The organism is Microcoleus sp. Pol12B4 (assembly GCF_036701385.1).
GTDB lineage: Bacteria > Cyanobacteriota > Cyanobacteriia > Cyanobacteriales > Microcoleaceae > Microcoleus.
The window spans coordinates 1-15,596 of sequence record NZ_JAUBQR010000159.1; the positions used below are offsets into that span (position 1 = coordinate 1).

A 15,596-nucleotide genomic window follows, 5' to 3' on the forward strand; every position below is an offset into this window, starting at 1 on the left:
AAATCAAGATTTTTGGTAAAAGTCTTATGGTATAACCATCCCAGATTATTTCCTGCCGAAAGTGACAAAAGAGGGATTACGCACTCCCACCAAAGAAACTGGGTTTTTTATCTTTTCTGTCGGCTACAACGCGTCTTTTCGTAAAAAACTCGGTTTCTAGGCCCCTGTGGGTAAGTCCTACCAAATTTACTATTAACTAACGGCTACAGCCTTCCCCAAAGGATGCTGCTGCAAAACCGCTTGCAAATACTTCCCAGTATAAGACCTCTGATTTGCCGCCACATCCTCCGGCGTCCCCGCCACAATAACTTCGCCGCCCTTATCTCCCCCTTCAGGGCCCAAATCGATCGCCCAATCACAGCACCTAATCACATCTAAATTGTGTTCGATTACCAAAATTGAATTACCCTTATCCACCAATCTTTGCAACACATTTAACAAATGGTGAACATCATAAAATGACAAACCCGTCGTCGGTTCATCGATTAAATAAAGTGTCTTCCCAGTAGCGCGGCGCGACAGTTCCGTTGCCAATTTTACCCGCTGCGCTTCCCCTCCAGACAGTGTCGGGGCGGGCTGTCCCAACTGAATGTAACCCAAACCGACATCTACCAAAGTTTGCAGTCTAGCACCCGCCCTGGGAATATTTTTAAACATCTCCAAAGATTCCTCTACGGTCATGTTTAAAACATCCGAAATCGACTTGCCTTTGTACTTCACTTGCAGCGTTTCCCTGTTGTACCGTGCACCCTTGCAAACTTCACACTGCACGTAAACATCCGGCAGAAAATTCATCGAAATCACGTTCACCCCTTGGCCGCCACAAGCTTCGCACCTTCCCCCTTTCACGTTAAAAGAAAACTGCCCCGCTTTGTAACCTCTTGCCTTCGCTTCAATGCTTTCGGCAAACAAATCGCGAATCACATCAAAGACTCCGGTGTAAGTAGCGGGATTAGAACGCGGAGTGCGGCCGATGGGAGATTGATCGATGACAATTACCTTATCAACCACATCCTCTAGAGAGCGTTCTCCCTTCGTTTTGAGGGCCTCCATATCGGGCGGTAAAGGCACTTTTTTTGTGAGATAGTGTTGCAGCGACGGGTACAGCAATTCATTGATTAAAGTTGATTTTCCTGAACCGGAAACGCCTGTCACGCAGACGAGTTTTCCCAGGGGAATTTCGACATCGATATTTTTTAAATTGTTGCGCGTCGCATTTATTATTGAGAGAGCTTTGCCGTTGCCTTTTCTCCTTTCATTAGGCGTTTCAATTACTCGCTTTCCCGACAAATAAGCCCCGGTCAAAGATTCCTCTGCAGCCAGCAAATTTTCTAAACTTCCTTGCGAGATAATTTTGCCACCGTGCACGCCAGCACCGGGCCCGATATCGACAATATGGTCGGCCGCTCGCATGGTTTCTTCATCGTGTTCTACCACAATCAAAGTATTGCCTAAATCCCGCAATTTTGTTAAAGTTTGCAGCAGACGAAAGTTGTCTCTTTGGTGCAGTCCGATGCTGGGTTCGTCCAAAACGTAGAGCACTCCTGTCAAACCCGAACCGATTTGAGTCGCCAGCCGAATTCGCTGGGCTTCTCCGCCAGAAAGAGTCATTGCGGCGCGGTCTAAAGTCAGGTAATCTAACCCGACATCGAGTAAAAATTGCAGCCTTGCTTTGATTTCTCTCAGGGCTAAATCGGATATTTGGAATTGCCGATCGCTCAATCCCAAATTATTTACTCGTTCGCGGCATTCGCGAATCGAAATACTGGTTAAATCCACAATTCCGTACTGTCCCAACCGCACCGAAAGCGCCTCGGTTTTCAAGCGCTTGCCGTGACAAACCTCGCAAGAGCGATCGACCCGATACTGTTCCAACTTCTGCTTAATCAAATCAGAACCAGTATCGTCGTACTGGCGCTGCAACATGGCGATCACGCCATTAAAATCTCTCCTAAAATCAGTGCTACCGTCGCGCTTTTTACTTTCTGCGCTGCGCTTTTGCTCATTGCCGTACAAAATCACCCGCTGGTGTTCGGGCTTTAATCGATACCAAGGAGTGTCGATATCAAACCCACAACTATCAGCAATACTGCAAAGCAAAGAGAGATAATAGGAATTGTCTTTGTCTGACCAAGGCGCGATCGCACAATAAAGAGGTGCTTTCTCGTCGGGAACTACCAACTCCGGCGCAAAAGTCCGCAAACTCCCCAAACCGTGGCAGTTCTGGCACGCGCCGTAGGGCGAATTAAAAGAAAATAACCTGGGGGAAAGTTCCTCCATTACCGCGCCGTGTTCGGGACAAGCAAAGTTTTCGGAAAATACGATCGGCCCCTGTGGTTCGGAATTTTCATCATTCGGTAACTCTTCAATTATCGCAATTCCCTCTGAATGGCGCAAACAAGTTGCCAGAGAATCAACTAAACGTTCTTCTAAACCTGGTTTTTTAATTAACCGATCGACAACTATTTCGATATTGTGCATTAGATTTTTATCTAATTCGATATTTTCCGAAAGTTCTAAAATTTCTCCGTTAACTTTGACGCGAATAAATCCTTCCGCAGCTAAACTCGACAATAATTTGCGGTGAGTGCCTTTTTTTCCGCGTACAACTGGTGCCAGAAGGTGAAAGCGAGTGCCGTCGGGAAGCGCCATGACTCGATCGCACATTTCATCAATTGTCTGCGGCGCAATGCAGCGATCGCAAATCGGACAGTGCGGTTCGCCGGCTCTGCCGTAGAGTAATCTGAGATAATCGTAAATTTCTGTAACAGTGCCAACAGTCGATCGCGGGTTGTGAGAAGTTGACTTTTGGTCGATCGAAATAGCCGGACTCAAGCCTTCGATCGCGTCCACATCGGGTTTGTCCAACTGTCCCAAAAACTGGCGCGCGTAAGCGCTGAGAGACTCGACGTAGCGGCGCTGTCCCTCGGCAAAAATTGTATCGAAAGCGAGGGAAGACTTGCCAGAACCGGACACACCAGTAAAAACGATCAGGCGATCGCGCGGCAGTTCCAGATCGATATTTTTCAGGTTGTGCTGTCTCGCACCGCGAACCCGAATCGTATTTTGGTTGTTAGAGTGAGAATTCGTCACATTATGCCCGTTGCGGGATGCACTTGGCTGGCTGTTTGAGGTTTCGGCGCGTTGGGACATGAGAGTAGTGCAAAACAGTGCTTAACCATCTTAGCGCTGCAGATCGAATTGCTGGCATCCAAACTCAAGAATATCAAAGAATTATCAAATAAGTTTCCGTCGGCCCGTCGGGCAAAACCTTCAAACTTTGATGCTTCAAATCTATTTCAATCCCCAGCGCTTCCATCGGAATCACACCTAAAAGTGACGTTTTCCCCTCTGGCAATTCCAAACACTCAAAAGTCCCTTCGCGGCCGCACAGAGAAATCTTGGCATCTTGAAAAATCCTCGCCTCACTAATGCCCGTCGCTGTTTCTACAACCACTTGCTTGAGAATTTTCAAACCCAGTCTGGCAATGACATCTTTAGGCAAACACAAAGTTGTCGTGCCCGTATCCACCAAAACATTTTTTAGAGTAACAGACCTGACTTGCTCGATTGGAATCAGATTATCTTCGGCTTTCCATTCATCCAGCGGATTCGTAATTACTACGGTTGTGATAACTTTTCCCATTGGGGTCTCCGTAGTTGTTTCCATTAGGTTAAAATTATCATAAATTGCTGGTTTAATTATCGGACATATTTCCACAGTTTGTAGGGAGATGCACTCCCCATTCTGCACCGCCCACCTAACGAATATATCTAGCTAAATCATCAAATTATTGCACGCCAATAAACTTGTGAGTTTGCAAAGATAGCCTGTAACTAGGATTTTGTTTCAGCAATTCCAAAATAATGGGAATGGCGGATTTTTTCGAGTTCCATTCTGGTTGCAGAAAAACCGGAATATTCACACTATTTTCCAAATGTTTGTGATAAAACTCAACTTCTTCGCCACTGCTAATCACTAACTTAATTTCATTTGCTCTAGTCCACAAAAGCTCTTGCACCGGATATTTAGGATTGACGTGTTCCTTCGGAGAAAGAGTAATCCAAGCCTGCGGGGAAACATCCTGCCAGCAAGCACCCGAAGTTTCAATACTCACCTGCTTGTCAGATTCTAACAAAGCTTCAACTAACTCAGGCAAATCGCGGTGAATGAAAGGTTCGCCGCCAGTAATGACTACCCTCGGAGACTGCAATTGAGCGAGCAATTGTGCGATCGACTGCTGCACAGACGGCAAACCTTTGCCCCCATTCTCGTAGCCTGTGTCGCACCAAGGACACCGCACAGGGCAACCAGCCAATCTGATAAAATCAACTAAAGTCCCCGTCCAGTAACCTTCGCCTTGAACAGTACACTGAAAAGTTTCGTGAATTGGTAATTTTAGTTGTAAATTAGACACCCGAAGTTACGCCTCAAATCAATTAATTACGTTGTTTAGATATAATATTCTTAAATTGTTATTTCTTCGCGGTTTGCAGCAATTAAAAACAATCCTGGACGCATAAACGGGGTTTATAAAAAAAAATTATCTGTTTTATCCCAGAAGCTTGAGTCAGAAATCGGGTTTCTTCATAGCTTTTGTATGAGTCCTTAGAAATTCACCACAAACCGCAAATAACTCTTTAATTATCCTGTTCCGGTTCCATCATGGTAGCCCAACGGCGTTTCAGGGCTAAAGTCAGTCCGTCAGCAATGGGGACAACACTGAGAGTAACTCTGGGATCGTTACGCAATTTGTCGTTAAAAGTACGAATGGCGGTGGTGCTTTCGTCTTGTACTTGAGGATCAGCAACTCGTCCCGACCACAGAACATTGTCAATTACAATTAAACCGCCATTGCGTACAAGTTGCAGCGATCGCTCAAAATAAGCCTCATAATTTTCTTTATCGGCGTCGATGAAGGCAAAATCAAAGGTTCCAGCTTGTCCCTCGGCTATTAGTTTGTCGAGAGTATTTATTGCTGGGCCCAACTGCAAAGAAATCTTATTAGCCACCCCTGCAGCTTCCCAATAGCGTCGTGCGATCGCAGTATATTCCTCGCTGACATCGCAGGCAATAATCTGACCGTTTGAAGGCAGCGCCAAAGCTACGCACAGCGAGCTATAACCAGTAAAAACGCCAATTTCTAAGGTTTTGGTGGCTCCCATAAGCTGCACCATGAGCTCCATAAACTGACCTTGTTCGGGAGCAATCTGCATCTGGGCCATAGGATGCTTAGCAGTTTCTTCCCGTAGTGAAGCGAGAATATCGGGTTCGCGCAGAGAAATAGATAACAGATAATCGTAAAGTTGATTTTCTAAGCCAAGAGTTGAGTTCGCCATCGGTTTGTCCTTGCTGCTGACTTTTGATTTTAGATTGTAGATGCGCTATTAATGGAAATCGGAGACTGTAGAGTTAATTTTGGCACCTATTTTGCTGTGGCTGATGACAGGTTGCAGTAGCAGTGTCTCGGTTACACAGAGGCAACTTGCAAAACGCGCGATCTACTTCCAAATCAGTTTATCTCAGCTACAGGTGATTTAGCAGCTCTGGAAAAGAAAAATGGAAGAGGGGAGCGTTTTGAGATTCCTGCTTTTCTAGCACCGTGTAACGCCGTTAGTGATACGAGTTCAAAAGATTAATGCAACGGTAGACAAGCTGCAAACCCATACATAATAAGCTATTGCCCATCTCACATCTCAAATAAATCTCAAATGGTATGAGTTGGGGAGAAAGTGACTTCATTCCGATCGCGAAGTAGACAAACTGCGAAAAACATAAGTATGTCATTACCAGTGGAATGAAGCAATCCCAGAGGTTGTGATTCGTTTACATTTTGTTACATTTTTCAAGTTTTTTCGTGTCGCTCTACTTAATCCCGAATGACTAATTATTGAGGACTTACGCACTCCCAAAAAACAAACCGTTTCCTTTAAGCCTTATTGATGGGTTAAAGGAAACGGTTTGTTTTCCTGAAACAAACCAGGAGTCGGGAAATCCGAGTGTCTCAGAGTATTACTATTCACTAACAAACTGAGTTTAATAGGACGATTACTTAACTGTCACAGCTTATTCCTCCACACCTAAACAAGCTACCCACAATCAAAATAACATTCCACCATTCAGGTAGAGCAAGTATTTGTGGGCAAAAGCCCGGCTTATAGCAACCTTTGAGCCGCACTATTACTCATAACTAAGGAACCGGGATTAATAGGACGATTACTTAACTGTCACAGCTTATTCCTCCATACCGAAACAAGCTACCCAAAATCAAAACAACATTCCACCAAGGCATCGCTATGTATTACACTTTCGCAGGTTTTGGTGCCGTCACAGGCATATTTTTGCTGCTAGTTTTTGCCATTCTCCAATGGCTGCACGTCTCTGCAGGCAGTTTTATTGATTGGGTAATTGCCATTGCTATTTTTGAATGGCTGTTGCTGATAGTTACAGTTCCCTGGAATATCCATTTTGAAGCTAAAGAAGTTTTAGCGCAAGCAGCAGAATCGACTAAAAAAAACATTGCTGTCGATCAGGAACAAGTCAAATACGTTACTGTATTAGTTAGCCGATCGCTCTTTGCGGCGATCGCACTTCACCTGTTTAGCGCGATCGCACTTTACGCCCTAGCCGCCGCCGGAATTAGTGCTATTGGCTATCTCAGTTCCGCTGCTGCACTGCTGTTAACTTTACTGCGTCCAGCTATCCGAGGTTATCAGTATTTAGCCCAACGGCTGACAAGTATCCGCCGCCAATTTTTGCACCCCCGTGAAGATATTGTCGAACTCCGCAACCGGTTTGCAGAATTAGAATCTACAGTTAGAGATTTGAGCAATCAATTAAGTTCCGACAATCCGAATTCGTGGGTAGCTGTCCAAAATCGGGAACGGGAAGCTATCAGAAGAGAATTAACTACTGTATCCGCATCTCTACAATCTTTGCAAGCGACAAATCAGGCAGAACACACTAAACTCAGAAGAGATGCAGAAAGTGCGATCGCCCAACTCACCGATGACGGACAATTTCTCAACCACGTCCGCGAAATTATCCGCTTCTTTAAAGAAGCGTAAACTCAGATGATTTTAGATTAAAGAATTGAATAATGGGGAATGACTGATGACTATCCGGCTTGAGAGCTGGCCTACCGTAAAACTCTGGCTCTGCTCTAAACTGCTATCATTAGTCATTAGTCGAATTCCCAATCCTCAACATCCACTTGTCAATTACCTATCTTTAGATGGATGACAGACAGTCACAGGTAGTTAAAACTTTAATAAAAACCAAAATTTATCAGTCTTCAGGAAGACTCAATTAAGGTATTTTCCCTAACAGCAATTTTTCGTAAACTATAACCAAAGATAGTTTGTGAATGAGCTAGCTTTGACCTAGTATTTAAGTATAGCGCAAAGACCTTTTTGAAAAGATAACCCAGGAATAAATCATGACTAATCGCCAACCCATACCCCCCAAAGAAGAAGTTAGCAAATCAACACCGGCCGACGAACAAATCGAAGCCAATATGGAAGCCCCCCACTACGACAGGGGCATTACTCCTGCGGAGACAGCAGCGCGGCAAGAACGGGAAGGCGCTAACTTCATGCACACAACCACCGAAGGGAAGCAGAAAAGTGCAAAAACTGATGACCAAACCGATGACGAAAGCATTCACACCACAGATGGTTATACAGTAGACAAAGAAGGTCTCGTTAACAATTACGCGATCGAACCGGAAATGTACATCAACGAACCCGGCGATTTGAGAGCAAAAGAAGAAGCCGAAGCCGCAGAACGCGCTCGAATTCTAGCAGAAGTCAAAGATAAAAAAGGCGAGGAAGGAAAACTGACAATGGATGCAGACACCCGTGGCAAAGGGCCGGGCATTATCTAGATTTTGTGGTTGGTAGTTGCCTTTCAGCGCGCGAAATTGCAACTGCAAACCCAAGGGGCAGGTTTTTATACCGGCAGTTATCGATCAATATTTCCGGTACAGCCCGCCCCTATTTTGTTTTGCATATCGGTTTTTTGAGTTGAGAGGTTACATCATACATCTCTCAATTACCGTGTATCAATCGGCAAGTTTTCACAGCCTGCTCAAAAACGCTTTAAAATTCCTCAAGCTTTAACATTTTCCCTCAGCCAATTAAACTTAGCCTCAGCTAGCGCCAAATTTTCCAGGACGTTGGGATTGATATCCTCTCGTTCAAATTCTGGTTGCTCTAATTCAATATTGCGACCGTATTCTATATGTCTGATCGTACCGCGCATCCTGTCTGCCAGACACAGTGAAATTCCATAATAAAACCGGGAAGCAAAGCCCATATCCTGTTGAAGTTTGATTACTAACTGTCGCCGGGGAATTGCCAGCAAGTGAGTTTCTTCGATTGCCTTCACCGTTGCCAAAGGAGGGCGAGCATCAATGAAAGAGACTTCTCCCACAAGTTCTCCGCTGGCTATTTTAGCTAGTTCTCTAGTCCGTTCAGCCTCGATCAAAACGCTCAAACTCCCCTTCAAAACAATGTAGAGCGCATCTATCTGTCTCCCTTCATGGATCAAAATCCCGCCCGGATCGAGAACTTCCTTTTTGCCTTTTTGGACGATCCAGTTGATATCGTCATTATTTAACTGGCTCAAAATAAAAAGTGCTTTTTTTCTGCTGCTGTCGGCCATAAGTTTTAGCTCTCGATCGCTTCTTCTTTCATATAAAATTTAGATGGGACGCGATCGCCACTTCTTCCGAAGCAGTCCTCGCTCAATACAGTTTTTTATCCTGCCTAACTTCTTCGCAAAATCTCTATGAGGTAGGCTGTGCCCATAGCAGATGAATCACGCTGAATCATAATCTCTAAATACTAGCATTTGTTAAACAATCTTCTTTAACTCGATCGACCTCCCCAACATCCCGCCAAAAGCCCGTCTCAAAAGCCATCGGGTTCGTCCACACAGCTTTGGTACGGGATGGGGCGCGACAGACAATGCTCCGCGCCCCGTCTTGCTCACTAAATCGATCGCAAATCAGGATAGCCCGCCAACATATCGTCAGCAGTCAGAGTGTCCCCGTTGGCTTGAGGAGTCCACAGCACCTCAATCGCCAGCAACTGCTCGCTCGATACTCCCCCAATCTGGCGCAAAGCTTGGCGCAAATCTTCAGAATTTTTCACGGCTGGCAATTGCAATTTACCTTGAGTACCGACAATCACCGTCACCACAATATATTCCCCGGGATCAGAATTCAAATCAGAAGCAACCAGCGCACCATTTTCCTGCAAACCAGGCAGGATCTTGTTGCTCCCTGCTTGTCGGAGCTGGTTGTTATAATTCGAGAGCGTTTCTTCAGTAAATTTGCTGCGTTCTGCCAAAGAAAATTGATTAAACTTAGCTTCGGCTGCTTCCAAGCGAGTTTGCACAGATTCAGCGCCCGCGTAAGCCCAGTATTCAGGATGCCGCAGCAGCGCCAAGGTAGATTCTTGCAGCACTTGAGCACGACCTGCTGCGGTATCGGTATCCGCTTTTAGCGCTAGGGAGTCGAGTTCGGCTTGCAAACCGCGGGCCTCTGCTAGCAAACCGACTTGCAAGCGGGCGACAGATACAGTGGTAGTAGGGGCGCTGTTGCCGAGTTCGTCAGTTCCACCCCCGGCGCGGCGGAAGCTTTGGACGAGGAAATTAGCAATCGAGATAAAAATCAAAATCGAGAACAGGCCGCCAAACCCGCCCCCAAAGCCAAAAAACGGCAGCAAGAACGGGAAACCGAAGCCACCGCCAAAGCCGCCGCCCGGGTAGTAACCCCCTCCCGAAGGCGCGTAAGTGCGACTCGGGGATGAGTAACTGCGCGCTGGAGCACTAAAAGATCCGCCGCCGATGCGTCCTCCGCTGCGGGCAGCCAGAGCTCCATCAGCGTTACCGAGGGCTAGCGTCAGTACCAGACCGATCGCAAATAGTGATTTCAAAAGCGGTTTGATCTTTGAAATTAGTTGCTTGTACATAAGACCGTTACTATTCGATACATTTATAATTTACAGTCTATCCTCGCTTCTGGGCAGCCTGGTTATAGGTATGAAGCCAGCGAGATATCCGTACCAACCGATCCAACCACAGTTAGGCCTGAGTTTGCAAACGAGAAAAGCTGTAAAGAGCTTGCATTCCTTACTAATTCACTCTTGCACCATTCTCAAGAGTCGGCTTTTGGGTCTGTTCCACAAAGACTGAATTTCCTGTGGGGAGTACGGGTTGGGATCTTCTAGCCCGCCCATAAAATGGTTATTGAGAATGGTGCAACATCTCAGTTACTACAAACAATCGACATCCTGGCTTTTACAGAACTTTACTTAAGTACAGGGCGATCGGCCAACAAGAAGCTTTAGACTTTTAAATAAACGCCGCCAGTCCTAGAAAGCAGGACTTAATCTACCGTAAACAAACATAATGTTTCCAACTCACCGTCCCCGCCGCCTCCGCAACCATCCCCAACTCCGCCGGATGGTACGGGAAAATATCTTGACAACCAGCGATTTAATTTACCCCTTATTTGCCGTACCGGGGGAAGCTTTTGCTAAAGAAGTCACATCGATGCCCGGAGTTTACCAGCTATCGGTAGATAAAATAGTAGAAGAAGCAAAAGAAGTCTACGACCTCGGAATTCCCGCTATTATTTTATTCGGCATTCCCGCAGATAAAGACACAGATGCTACAGGTGCTTGGCACGACTGCGGCATCGTCCAACAAGCGACGGAAGCAGTTAAAAAAGCCGTACCAGATTTAATCGTCATGGTCGATACTTGTCTGTGCGAATATACCAGTCACGGTCACTGCGGCTATTTGGAAGTCGGAGATTTAAGCGGCCGCGTCTTGAACGATCCCACACTAGAATTACTCAAGAAAACCGCAGTTGCTCAAGCTAAAGCAGGTGCAGATATTATCGCACCATCGGGAATGATGGACGGTTTTGTCGGAGCAATTCGCGAAGGATTGGACTCTGCTGGATTTGAAGATATTCCCATCATGTCTTACGCGGCAAAATACGCCTCAGCTTATTATGGCCCGTTCCGGGATGCTGCAGATTCTGCTCCGCAATTTGGCGATCGGCGTACCTATCAAATGGACCCCGGAAACGGCCGCGAAGCTCTCAAAGAAATTGCTCTCGACATTGCCGAGGGTGCAGATATGCTCATGGTTAAACCCGCTTTAGCTTACATGGACATCATCTGGCGCGTGAAGGAAGCAACTAACCTGCCAGTTGCTGCTTACAACGTTTCTGGGGAATATGCGATGGTGAAAGCCGCCGCCCTCAACGGTTGGATAGATGAAGAAAGAGTAGTGATGGAAACTTTGACAGGATTTAAGCGTGCTGGTACTGATTTGATTTTGACTTATCACGCCAAAGACGCCGCCCGCTGGCTGCAAAACTGATTACCTCGATTTGAGATTAGAGATTAAAGAATTGACTCCACAGCACAATCTTCGGGTGTTTTCGTGGAGTCAATACCTCTATCGATAGATGATTTTTGAGCAAGCAATTAGGCAACAGACTAGCTATCGCTTACGCTTACCAATAAACGATGACTCGGAAACGGGTTTTTAGAGTTTCGGTGGGCTGTAACTAAATAGACGTGAGAAAAAACCCGATTTCTCTGTAGACAAACTCCAAACGCCTAAAAAATCAGTCATTCCCCATCTAAAATCTGAAATCTAAAATCTCAAATGGTATGAGTTATAAGTTGGGAATTTTGACTCAAAGACTTTTTTACAGAATTTACCCCAAAAAGTATTAATAATCACTGAAATTAGTTAGAAAATATGTATAACTAAAAATAGTTTTGTAAATGGGGAATTCAACCATTGATAGTTCCCAAGCAAAATCAACTTTCACTCCTGTAAAACAGTAAAAGTAACACAGTTTAGATACAACTTGAAGGCAGATTGAGCATGACATCAACGACTAGGGATTCCAGTCACATTCAATTTTGTATAGGTCGCGATCGCGCAGACATCGCACAGATCCAAGAACTATTTAAAGCCGCCGCCTTTTGGGCGAGGGAACGCAAGATAGAAGATTGGGAAATTGCGATCGCCAACAGCGAACCAGTTGTTACAGTTTGGGACGGCTCACGGGCGATCGGCTTTGCCAGAGCCACGTCAGATGGGATCTATCGAGCTACCATCTGGGATGTCGCCGTTCACCCGGATTACCAAGGTGCAGGACTCGGCCGTAAATTAGTGCAAACCGTCTTGAGTCACCCTCGGATGTGCCGAGTAGAGCGAGTTTACCTAATGACAACTTACAAACAAAGCTTCTACGAGCGCATCGGTTTTCAGAAAAACGCTAGCACCACCATGGTACTTGAAAATCAGCTTCTAGAAGAGAATCTCGAATTAGAAATTAGCAACGGCGAATTGCTAACTGCTAATTGTTAAATAATCACCCGATTGGCATCAAAATCTATAATATGTAGGGTGCGTAAGGGCGCACCTTACTCCCTATAAATAATTTCCTTCTTTCATCTTCCCTCTAACATCTTCCCCACCTCCGTTAAATCTGTTAAATCCTTAGTCCTCTTCCCCACCTCCGTTAAATCCCGTACATTGTTCGTGGTCGAACTTCCTTCATCACAAAGTTGCCAAAGGAATAGAACACTGAGTCCGGTTAAAATTGCACTCTTCGGACTCAGAAGGCACAGCCAGAACCTCCAACTTGCCGCTCATCAAACTTAAAAGAGTCTGATTCATCAATAACCTCATTCCAGAAGACACCTGAGAATTATCGCTGCTCTTGGTAACATCACACTCCAAATCCTGCTTCAGCAAATCCCAAGACTCGCTCCAAGCACTCACGGAACGCTGATCGTCCACCCAAATGTGAACGTATCCAGATTCCGGCGAAGCATGGGCAGACACAGAAATACTCCCCTCCTCCATCTGAGCAACAGCAGTATCTACCAAATTGACTAAAACTTGCCTAAACCTTGGCAAATCTGCCAATACATAAATCCCCGGATCAGGCGGCAATATCTCCAAACGAATGCCGCGATTAGCAGCTTGCAAGTAAGTTAAATCATCAACCTCGTCAAAAACTTTAGCTAACTGAATCGGCTCAATATCCATCCTCTCAGTGCCGTGTTCAGTTTTAGCAACAGAGATAATTTCATCTATTAATTTCACCAACTTGAGTGCCGCGGCGTGAGCTTGCTCGACAAACTCTCGTTCCTCAGCAGGATCGTCGCACAAATCCGAGAGAATTAATTGCAGCGTACCAATCATAGTGCTCAGGGGCGATCGCAACTCGTGAGAAGTTCGAGCCAAAAAACCCGCCTTAAATTGGCTCATCTCCGATGCCATCTGATAAGCCAATTGAGTTTGCTTAAGTTGGTCAGAAAGGGCATCAAACTTCTCCAAGTGAATTTCTTGAGGAGGTGGGGCTACTTTGGGCGCTGGTTCGGGCTGTTGCGAGCTTTTTTGCCGCAGGCGCCAAATCAAACTGCTTCCCAAACCCAGCCCCAGTCCCATACCTAAATATATCAAGTCGCTCCAGCCGATCGGCGCCATATTGCTTTGCCTTGGAGTTTAGCTTTTAGCATTCTAACTCGATCGCGCCTTGTCGCAATATTTCCCACTCGCTGCCCGTCCATTTAGCCACAGTCGAAGGCAAACTCGAAGCTGTTGTCGCTGTTGCTAATTCAGAAGGAACTAATGTCAAGACTTCGGGAAACTGAGCCTCAATTTCTGCCACCGACTCCAGAGGCGGCTGGCCGGATAAATTGGCACTGGTAGTAGCCAAAGGGCCTGTCTGCTCTAGAATTTTGAGCGCAAGGGGAAGGTTAGGCACTCGTACTCCGATTGTAGTCCGATCAATGGGATTGAGAGCCGCCGGGACTTTTGCCGAAGCCGGCAGCACCAAAGTTAACGCCCCCGGCCAATAGGATGCGGCTACTTGCTGCCACAATTTTAGCTCTGCTGGACTTCCCTGCACGTAGGGCCACAAGGCCTGGGCCGATGCGGCCATCAAAATCAGCGGTTTGTCTTGACTGCGACGTTTAGCTGCAAAAATCAACTCCGAGCGATCGGGCCTGGCAGCCAAAGCGGGTACGGTATCAGTGGGAAAGCTGACAATATAATCTCCTGAAATAGCCCCTTGAATCAAGGAGTCGATCGAAACTTGCGCCATCGGATTTTTAATTTTAGATTGAAGAATTACTTCTGCCTTTTATTTAAAAAATTGTAGCTGCTTTTCCCGATATTGTTGTGCAGAATTTTTTGAAAGCCGACAATTCCTCTTCACCGCTAAATGCACGCTTGGGAACTATAAAGTGCGAGCTTTTTGACACAGGATAGAGGGACGGTACAGGATAAATTAATAATAAATTTCGGGTTTCAATAAATACTTTCAAAGCTTCCCATTTAAATTTTCCTTCCCAACTAGGAGTTTTAAGTGCCAGCCGGTTTCCTATCACTTGCACACTTGTAGGTTCCCCCCAGTTCATCTGCATGACGCTCATCGGCATCTTGATCTTTATGCCACCGGGTTTCACAAAAATTTTAGAGAATAAAATACATAATAAAACTAGCATGGGTACCCAAAAAACGCCCAGCACTAATAAGTTAATTTCTTTCAAGATTATTGCCGTTAAACAAAAGCATACTCCTATTAGTAATTCCGACTTTACAAATTTTCTATCAATAGATTTTGAGGTGTGTTCTGTATCCCCCTCAATAGCTTCTATGAGATCGTTAAAATTCAGTTGAAACTCAAACTTCCTTGTTTTCGTATCAACAACGTGATGAACTGGCGGAATATTGCTGTATAGCAGTTCTCTAAACGCTTGAAGCTGCTCTCGATTAAATGGTTTTTTTGGGAAAAAATGCGGTATATTGGAAGCCTCCTCAAGATAGATAACGAACAAACTTTTTGTCTCTAACAAGTGCGAGTAAAATAGCCACTTGAGTTTGATGCTAACCTTTCCAGTTTCTAACTCCAGTCCAGATTCAGTCATTTTTAAAGTAATAAGTTCGTGCCAAATATTAGTTCTCTGTCTCCACGGAGAGAGTAAAAGGAGTCCCAAAAATTGAGATATCCAATGAAAAAGTTGTAAAATTGCCCATATTAACAAAAAAGGCCCCACTGAAATTTCCGATACTGAAATTTCCGATTGGATGCTAAATTTAATCGTCGGGAAGAAAAGCATATACCAAAAGAACAACCGATCGAACGAGCTGATATTGCGCCACTCTAGGAACTTCACAATAGGGATGTAGCAGATGCCAAAACCTAGAATGAAATAACCCCAGAGGGGATGTTGGCCAGCGATAATATTGACAATTCCCCACCCCGCAAGAACGACAGCAAGACTCCACAACTCGACTGTCTCGAAAGGATCGAATTTCGGGGAAATTCTATTAGCTTCTAAATATTCTTTGAACGTAAACTGGTATTCCAGCTTCACGGTGATACCTCTTGGGTGCTGAGTGCGATCGCAGTTTTTAGCCCAACTATAATCTCTCAAAATCAAGCAAGTATACAGAGTTCAAAAATTGGTAGTGCCCTGAAGGAAAGGATCAAGATGATAAAACAAAACCGAATTCAAAAAAAAGTAGGCATCTAGATTTGTAA

General features: G+C 45.3%; 13 protein-coding genes. 4 read left to right on the plus strand and 9 right to left on the minus strand.

Annotated elements, in window-relative coordinates:
• Window positions 1–192: 192 nt before the first annotated feature.
• The 4 genes from uvrA to QUA38_RS20300 form a co-directional block, all read right to left on the minus strand.
• Window positions 193–3,153: an excinuclease ABC subunit UvrA gene (gene uvrA / locus QUA38_RS20285; protein ID WP_333164883.1), complete on the minus strand. Its 2,961-nt coding sequence runs from the start codon at window positions 3,151–3,153 to the stop codon at window positions 193–195.
• A 73-nt stretch (window positions 3,154–3,226) separates the two neighbouring features.
• On the minus strand, window positions 3,227–3,670 hold the full coding sequence (locus QUA38_RS20290) for a retroviral-like aspartic protease family protein (RefSeq protein ID WP_333163010.1): 444 nt from the start codon (window positions 3,668–3,670) through the stop codon (window positions 3,227–3,229).
• 121 nt (window positions 3,671–3,791) lie between these two features.
• Complete coding sequence (locus QUA38_RS20295) at window positions 3,792–4,418, minus strand: 7-carboxy-7-deazaguanine synthase QueE (RefSeq protein WP_333163012.1); 627 nt, start codon at window positions 4,416–4,418, stop codon at window positions 3,792–3,794.
• Between the two features lie 223 nt (window positions 4,419–4,641).
• Window positions 4,642–5,340 carry a class I SAM-dependent methyltransferase gene (locus QUA38_RS20300; protein WP_333163014.1) on the minus strand — a complete coding sequence of 233 codons (699 nt, stop codon included), beginning with the start codon at window positions 5,338–5,340 and terminating at the stop codon, window positions 4,642–4,644.
• 957 nt (window positions 5,341–6,297) lie between these two features.
• Between QUA38_RS20300 and QUA38_RS20305 the strand changes: the two genes are divergently transcribed.
• The gene (locus tag QUA38_RS20305; RefSeq protein ID WP_333164885.1) at window positions 6,298–7,068 is read left to right on the plus strand and encodes a hypothetical protein; all 771 of its coding nucleotides are present in this window, start codon (window positions 6,298–6,300) and stop codon (window positions 7,066–7,068) included.
• A 371-nt stretch (window positions 7,069–7,439) separates the two neighbouring features.
• Complete coding sequence (locus tag QUA38_RS20310; RefSeq protein ID WP_333164889.1) at window positions 7,440–7,886, plus strand: hypothetical protein; 447 nt, start codon at window positions 7,440–7,442, stop codon at window positions 7,884–7,886.
• A gap of 224 nt (window positions 7,887–8,110) precedes the next feature.
• Here QUA38_RS20310 and QUA38_RS20315 read toward each other — a convergent pair whose 3' ends face one another.
• Together QUA38_RS20315 and QUA38_RS20320 are read right to left on the minus strand one after the other, a co-directional pair.
• Window positions 8,111–8,665: a cyclic nucleotide-binding domain-containing protein gene (locus QUA38_RS20315; protein WP_333164892.1), complete on the minus strand. Its 555-nt coding sequence runs from the start codon at window positions 8,663–8,665 to the stop codon at window positions 8,111–8,113.
• A gap of 329 nt (window positions 8,666–8,994) precedes the next feature.
• Window positions 8,995–9,978, minus strand: coding sequence for a DUF1517 domain-containing protein (locus QUA38_RS20320; protein ID WP_333164895.1), 984 nt, complete (start codon window positions 9,976–9,978; stop codon window positions 8,995–8,997).
• A gap of 439 nt (window positions 9,979–10,417) precedes the next feature.
• Between QUA38_RS20320 and hemB the strand changes: the two genes are divergently transcribed.
• Together hemB and QUA38_RS20330 are read left to right on the plus strand one after the other, a co-directional pair.
• Window positions 10,418–11,401 (plus strand): porphobilinogen synthase, encoded by a 984-nt coding sequence (gene hemB / locus QUA38_RS20325; RefSeq protein WP_333068624.1) that lies wholly within the window; start codon window positions 10,418–10,420, stop codon window positions 11,399–11,401.
• A 516-nt stretch (window positions 11,402–11,917) separates the two neighbouring features.
• The gene (locus tag QUA38_RS20330; protein ID WP_333164899.1) at window positions 11,918–12,406 is read left to right on the plus strand and encodes a GNAT family N-acetyltransferase; all 489 of its coding nucleotides are present in this window, start codon (window positions 11,918–11,920) and stop codon (window positions 12,404–12,406) included.
• Between the two features lie 192 nt (window positions 12,407–12,598).
• Here the strand turns inward: QUA38_RS20330 and QUA38_RS20335 are convergent, their stop codons facing one another.
• From QUA38_RS20335 to QUA38_RS20345, 3 genes are read right to left on the minus strand one after another with little or no spacing between them, the layout of a single operon-like run.
• Window positions 12,599–13,534: a sensor histidine kinase gene (locus tag QUA38_RS20335; protein ID WP_333164902.1), complete on the minus strand. Its 936-nt coding sequence runs from the start codon at window positions 13,532–13,534 to the stop codon at window positions 12,599–12,601.
• A gap of 25 nt (window positions 13,535–13,559) precedes the next feature.
• Window positions 13,560–14,153, minus strand: coding sequence for an L-threonylcarbamoyladenylate synthase (locus QUA38_RS20340; RefSeq protein ID WP_333164905.1), 594 nt, complete (start codon window positions 14,151–14,153; stop codon window positions 13,560–13,562).
• A 43-nt stretch (window positions 14,154–14,196) separates the two neighbouring features.
• A complete protein-coding gene (locus tag QUA38_RS20345; protein WP_333164908.1) occupies window positions 14,197–15,342 on the minus strand; it encodes a YcxB family protein in 1,146 nt (381 codons plus the stop codon).
• Window positions 15,343–15,596: the final 254 nt, after the last annotated feature.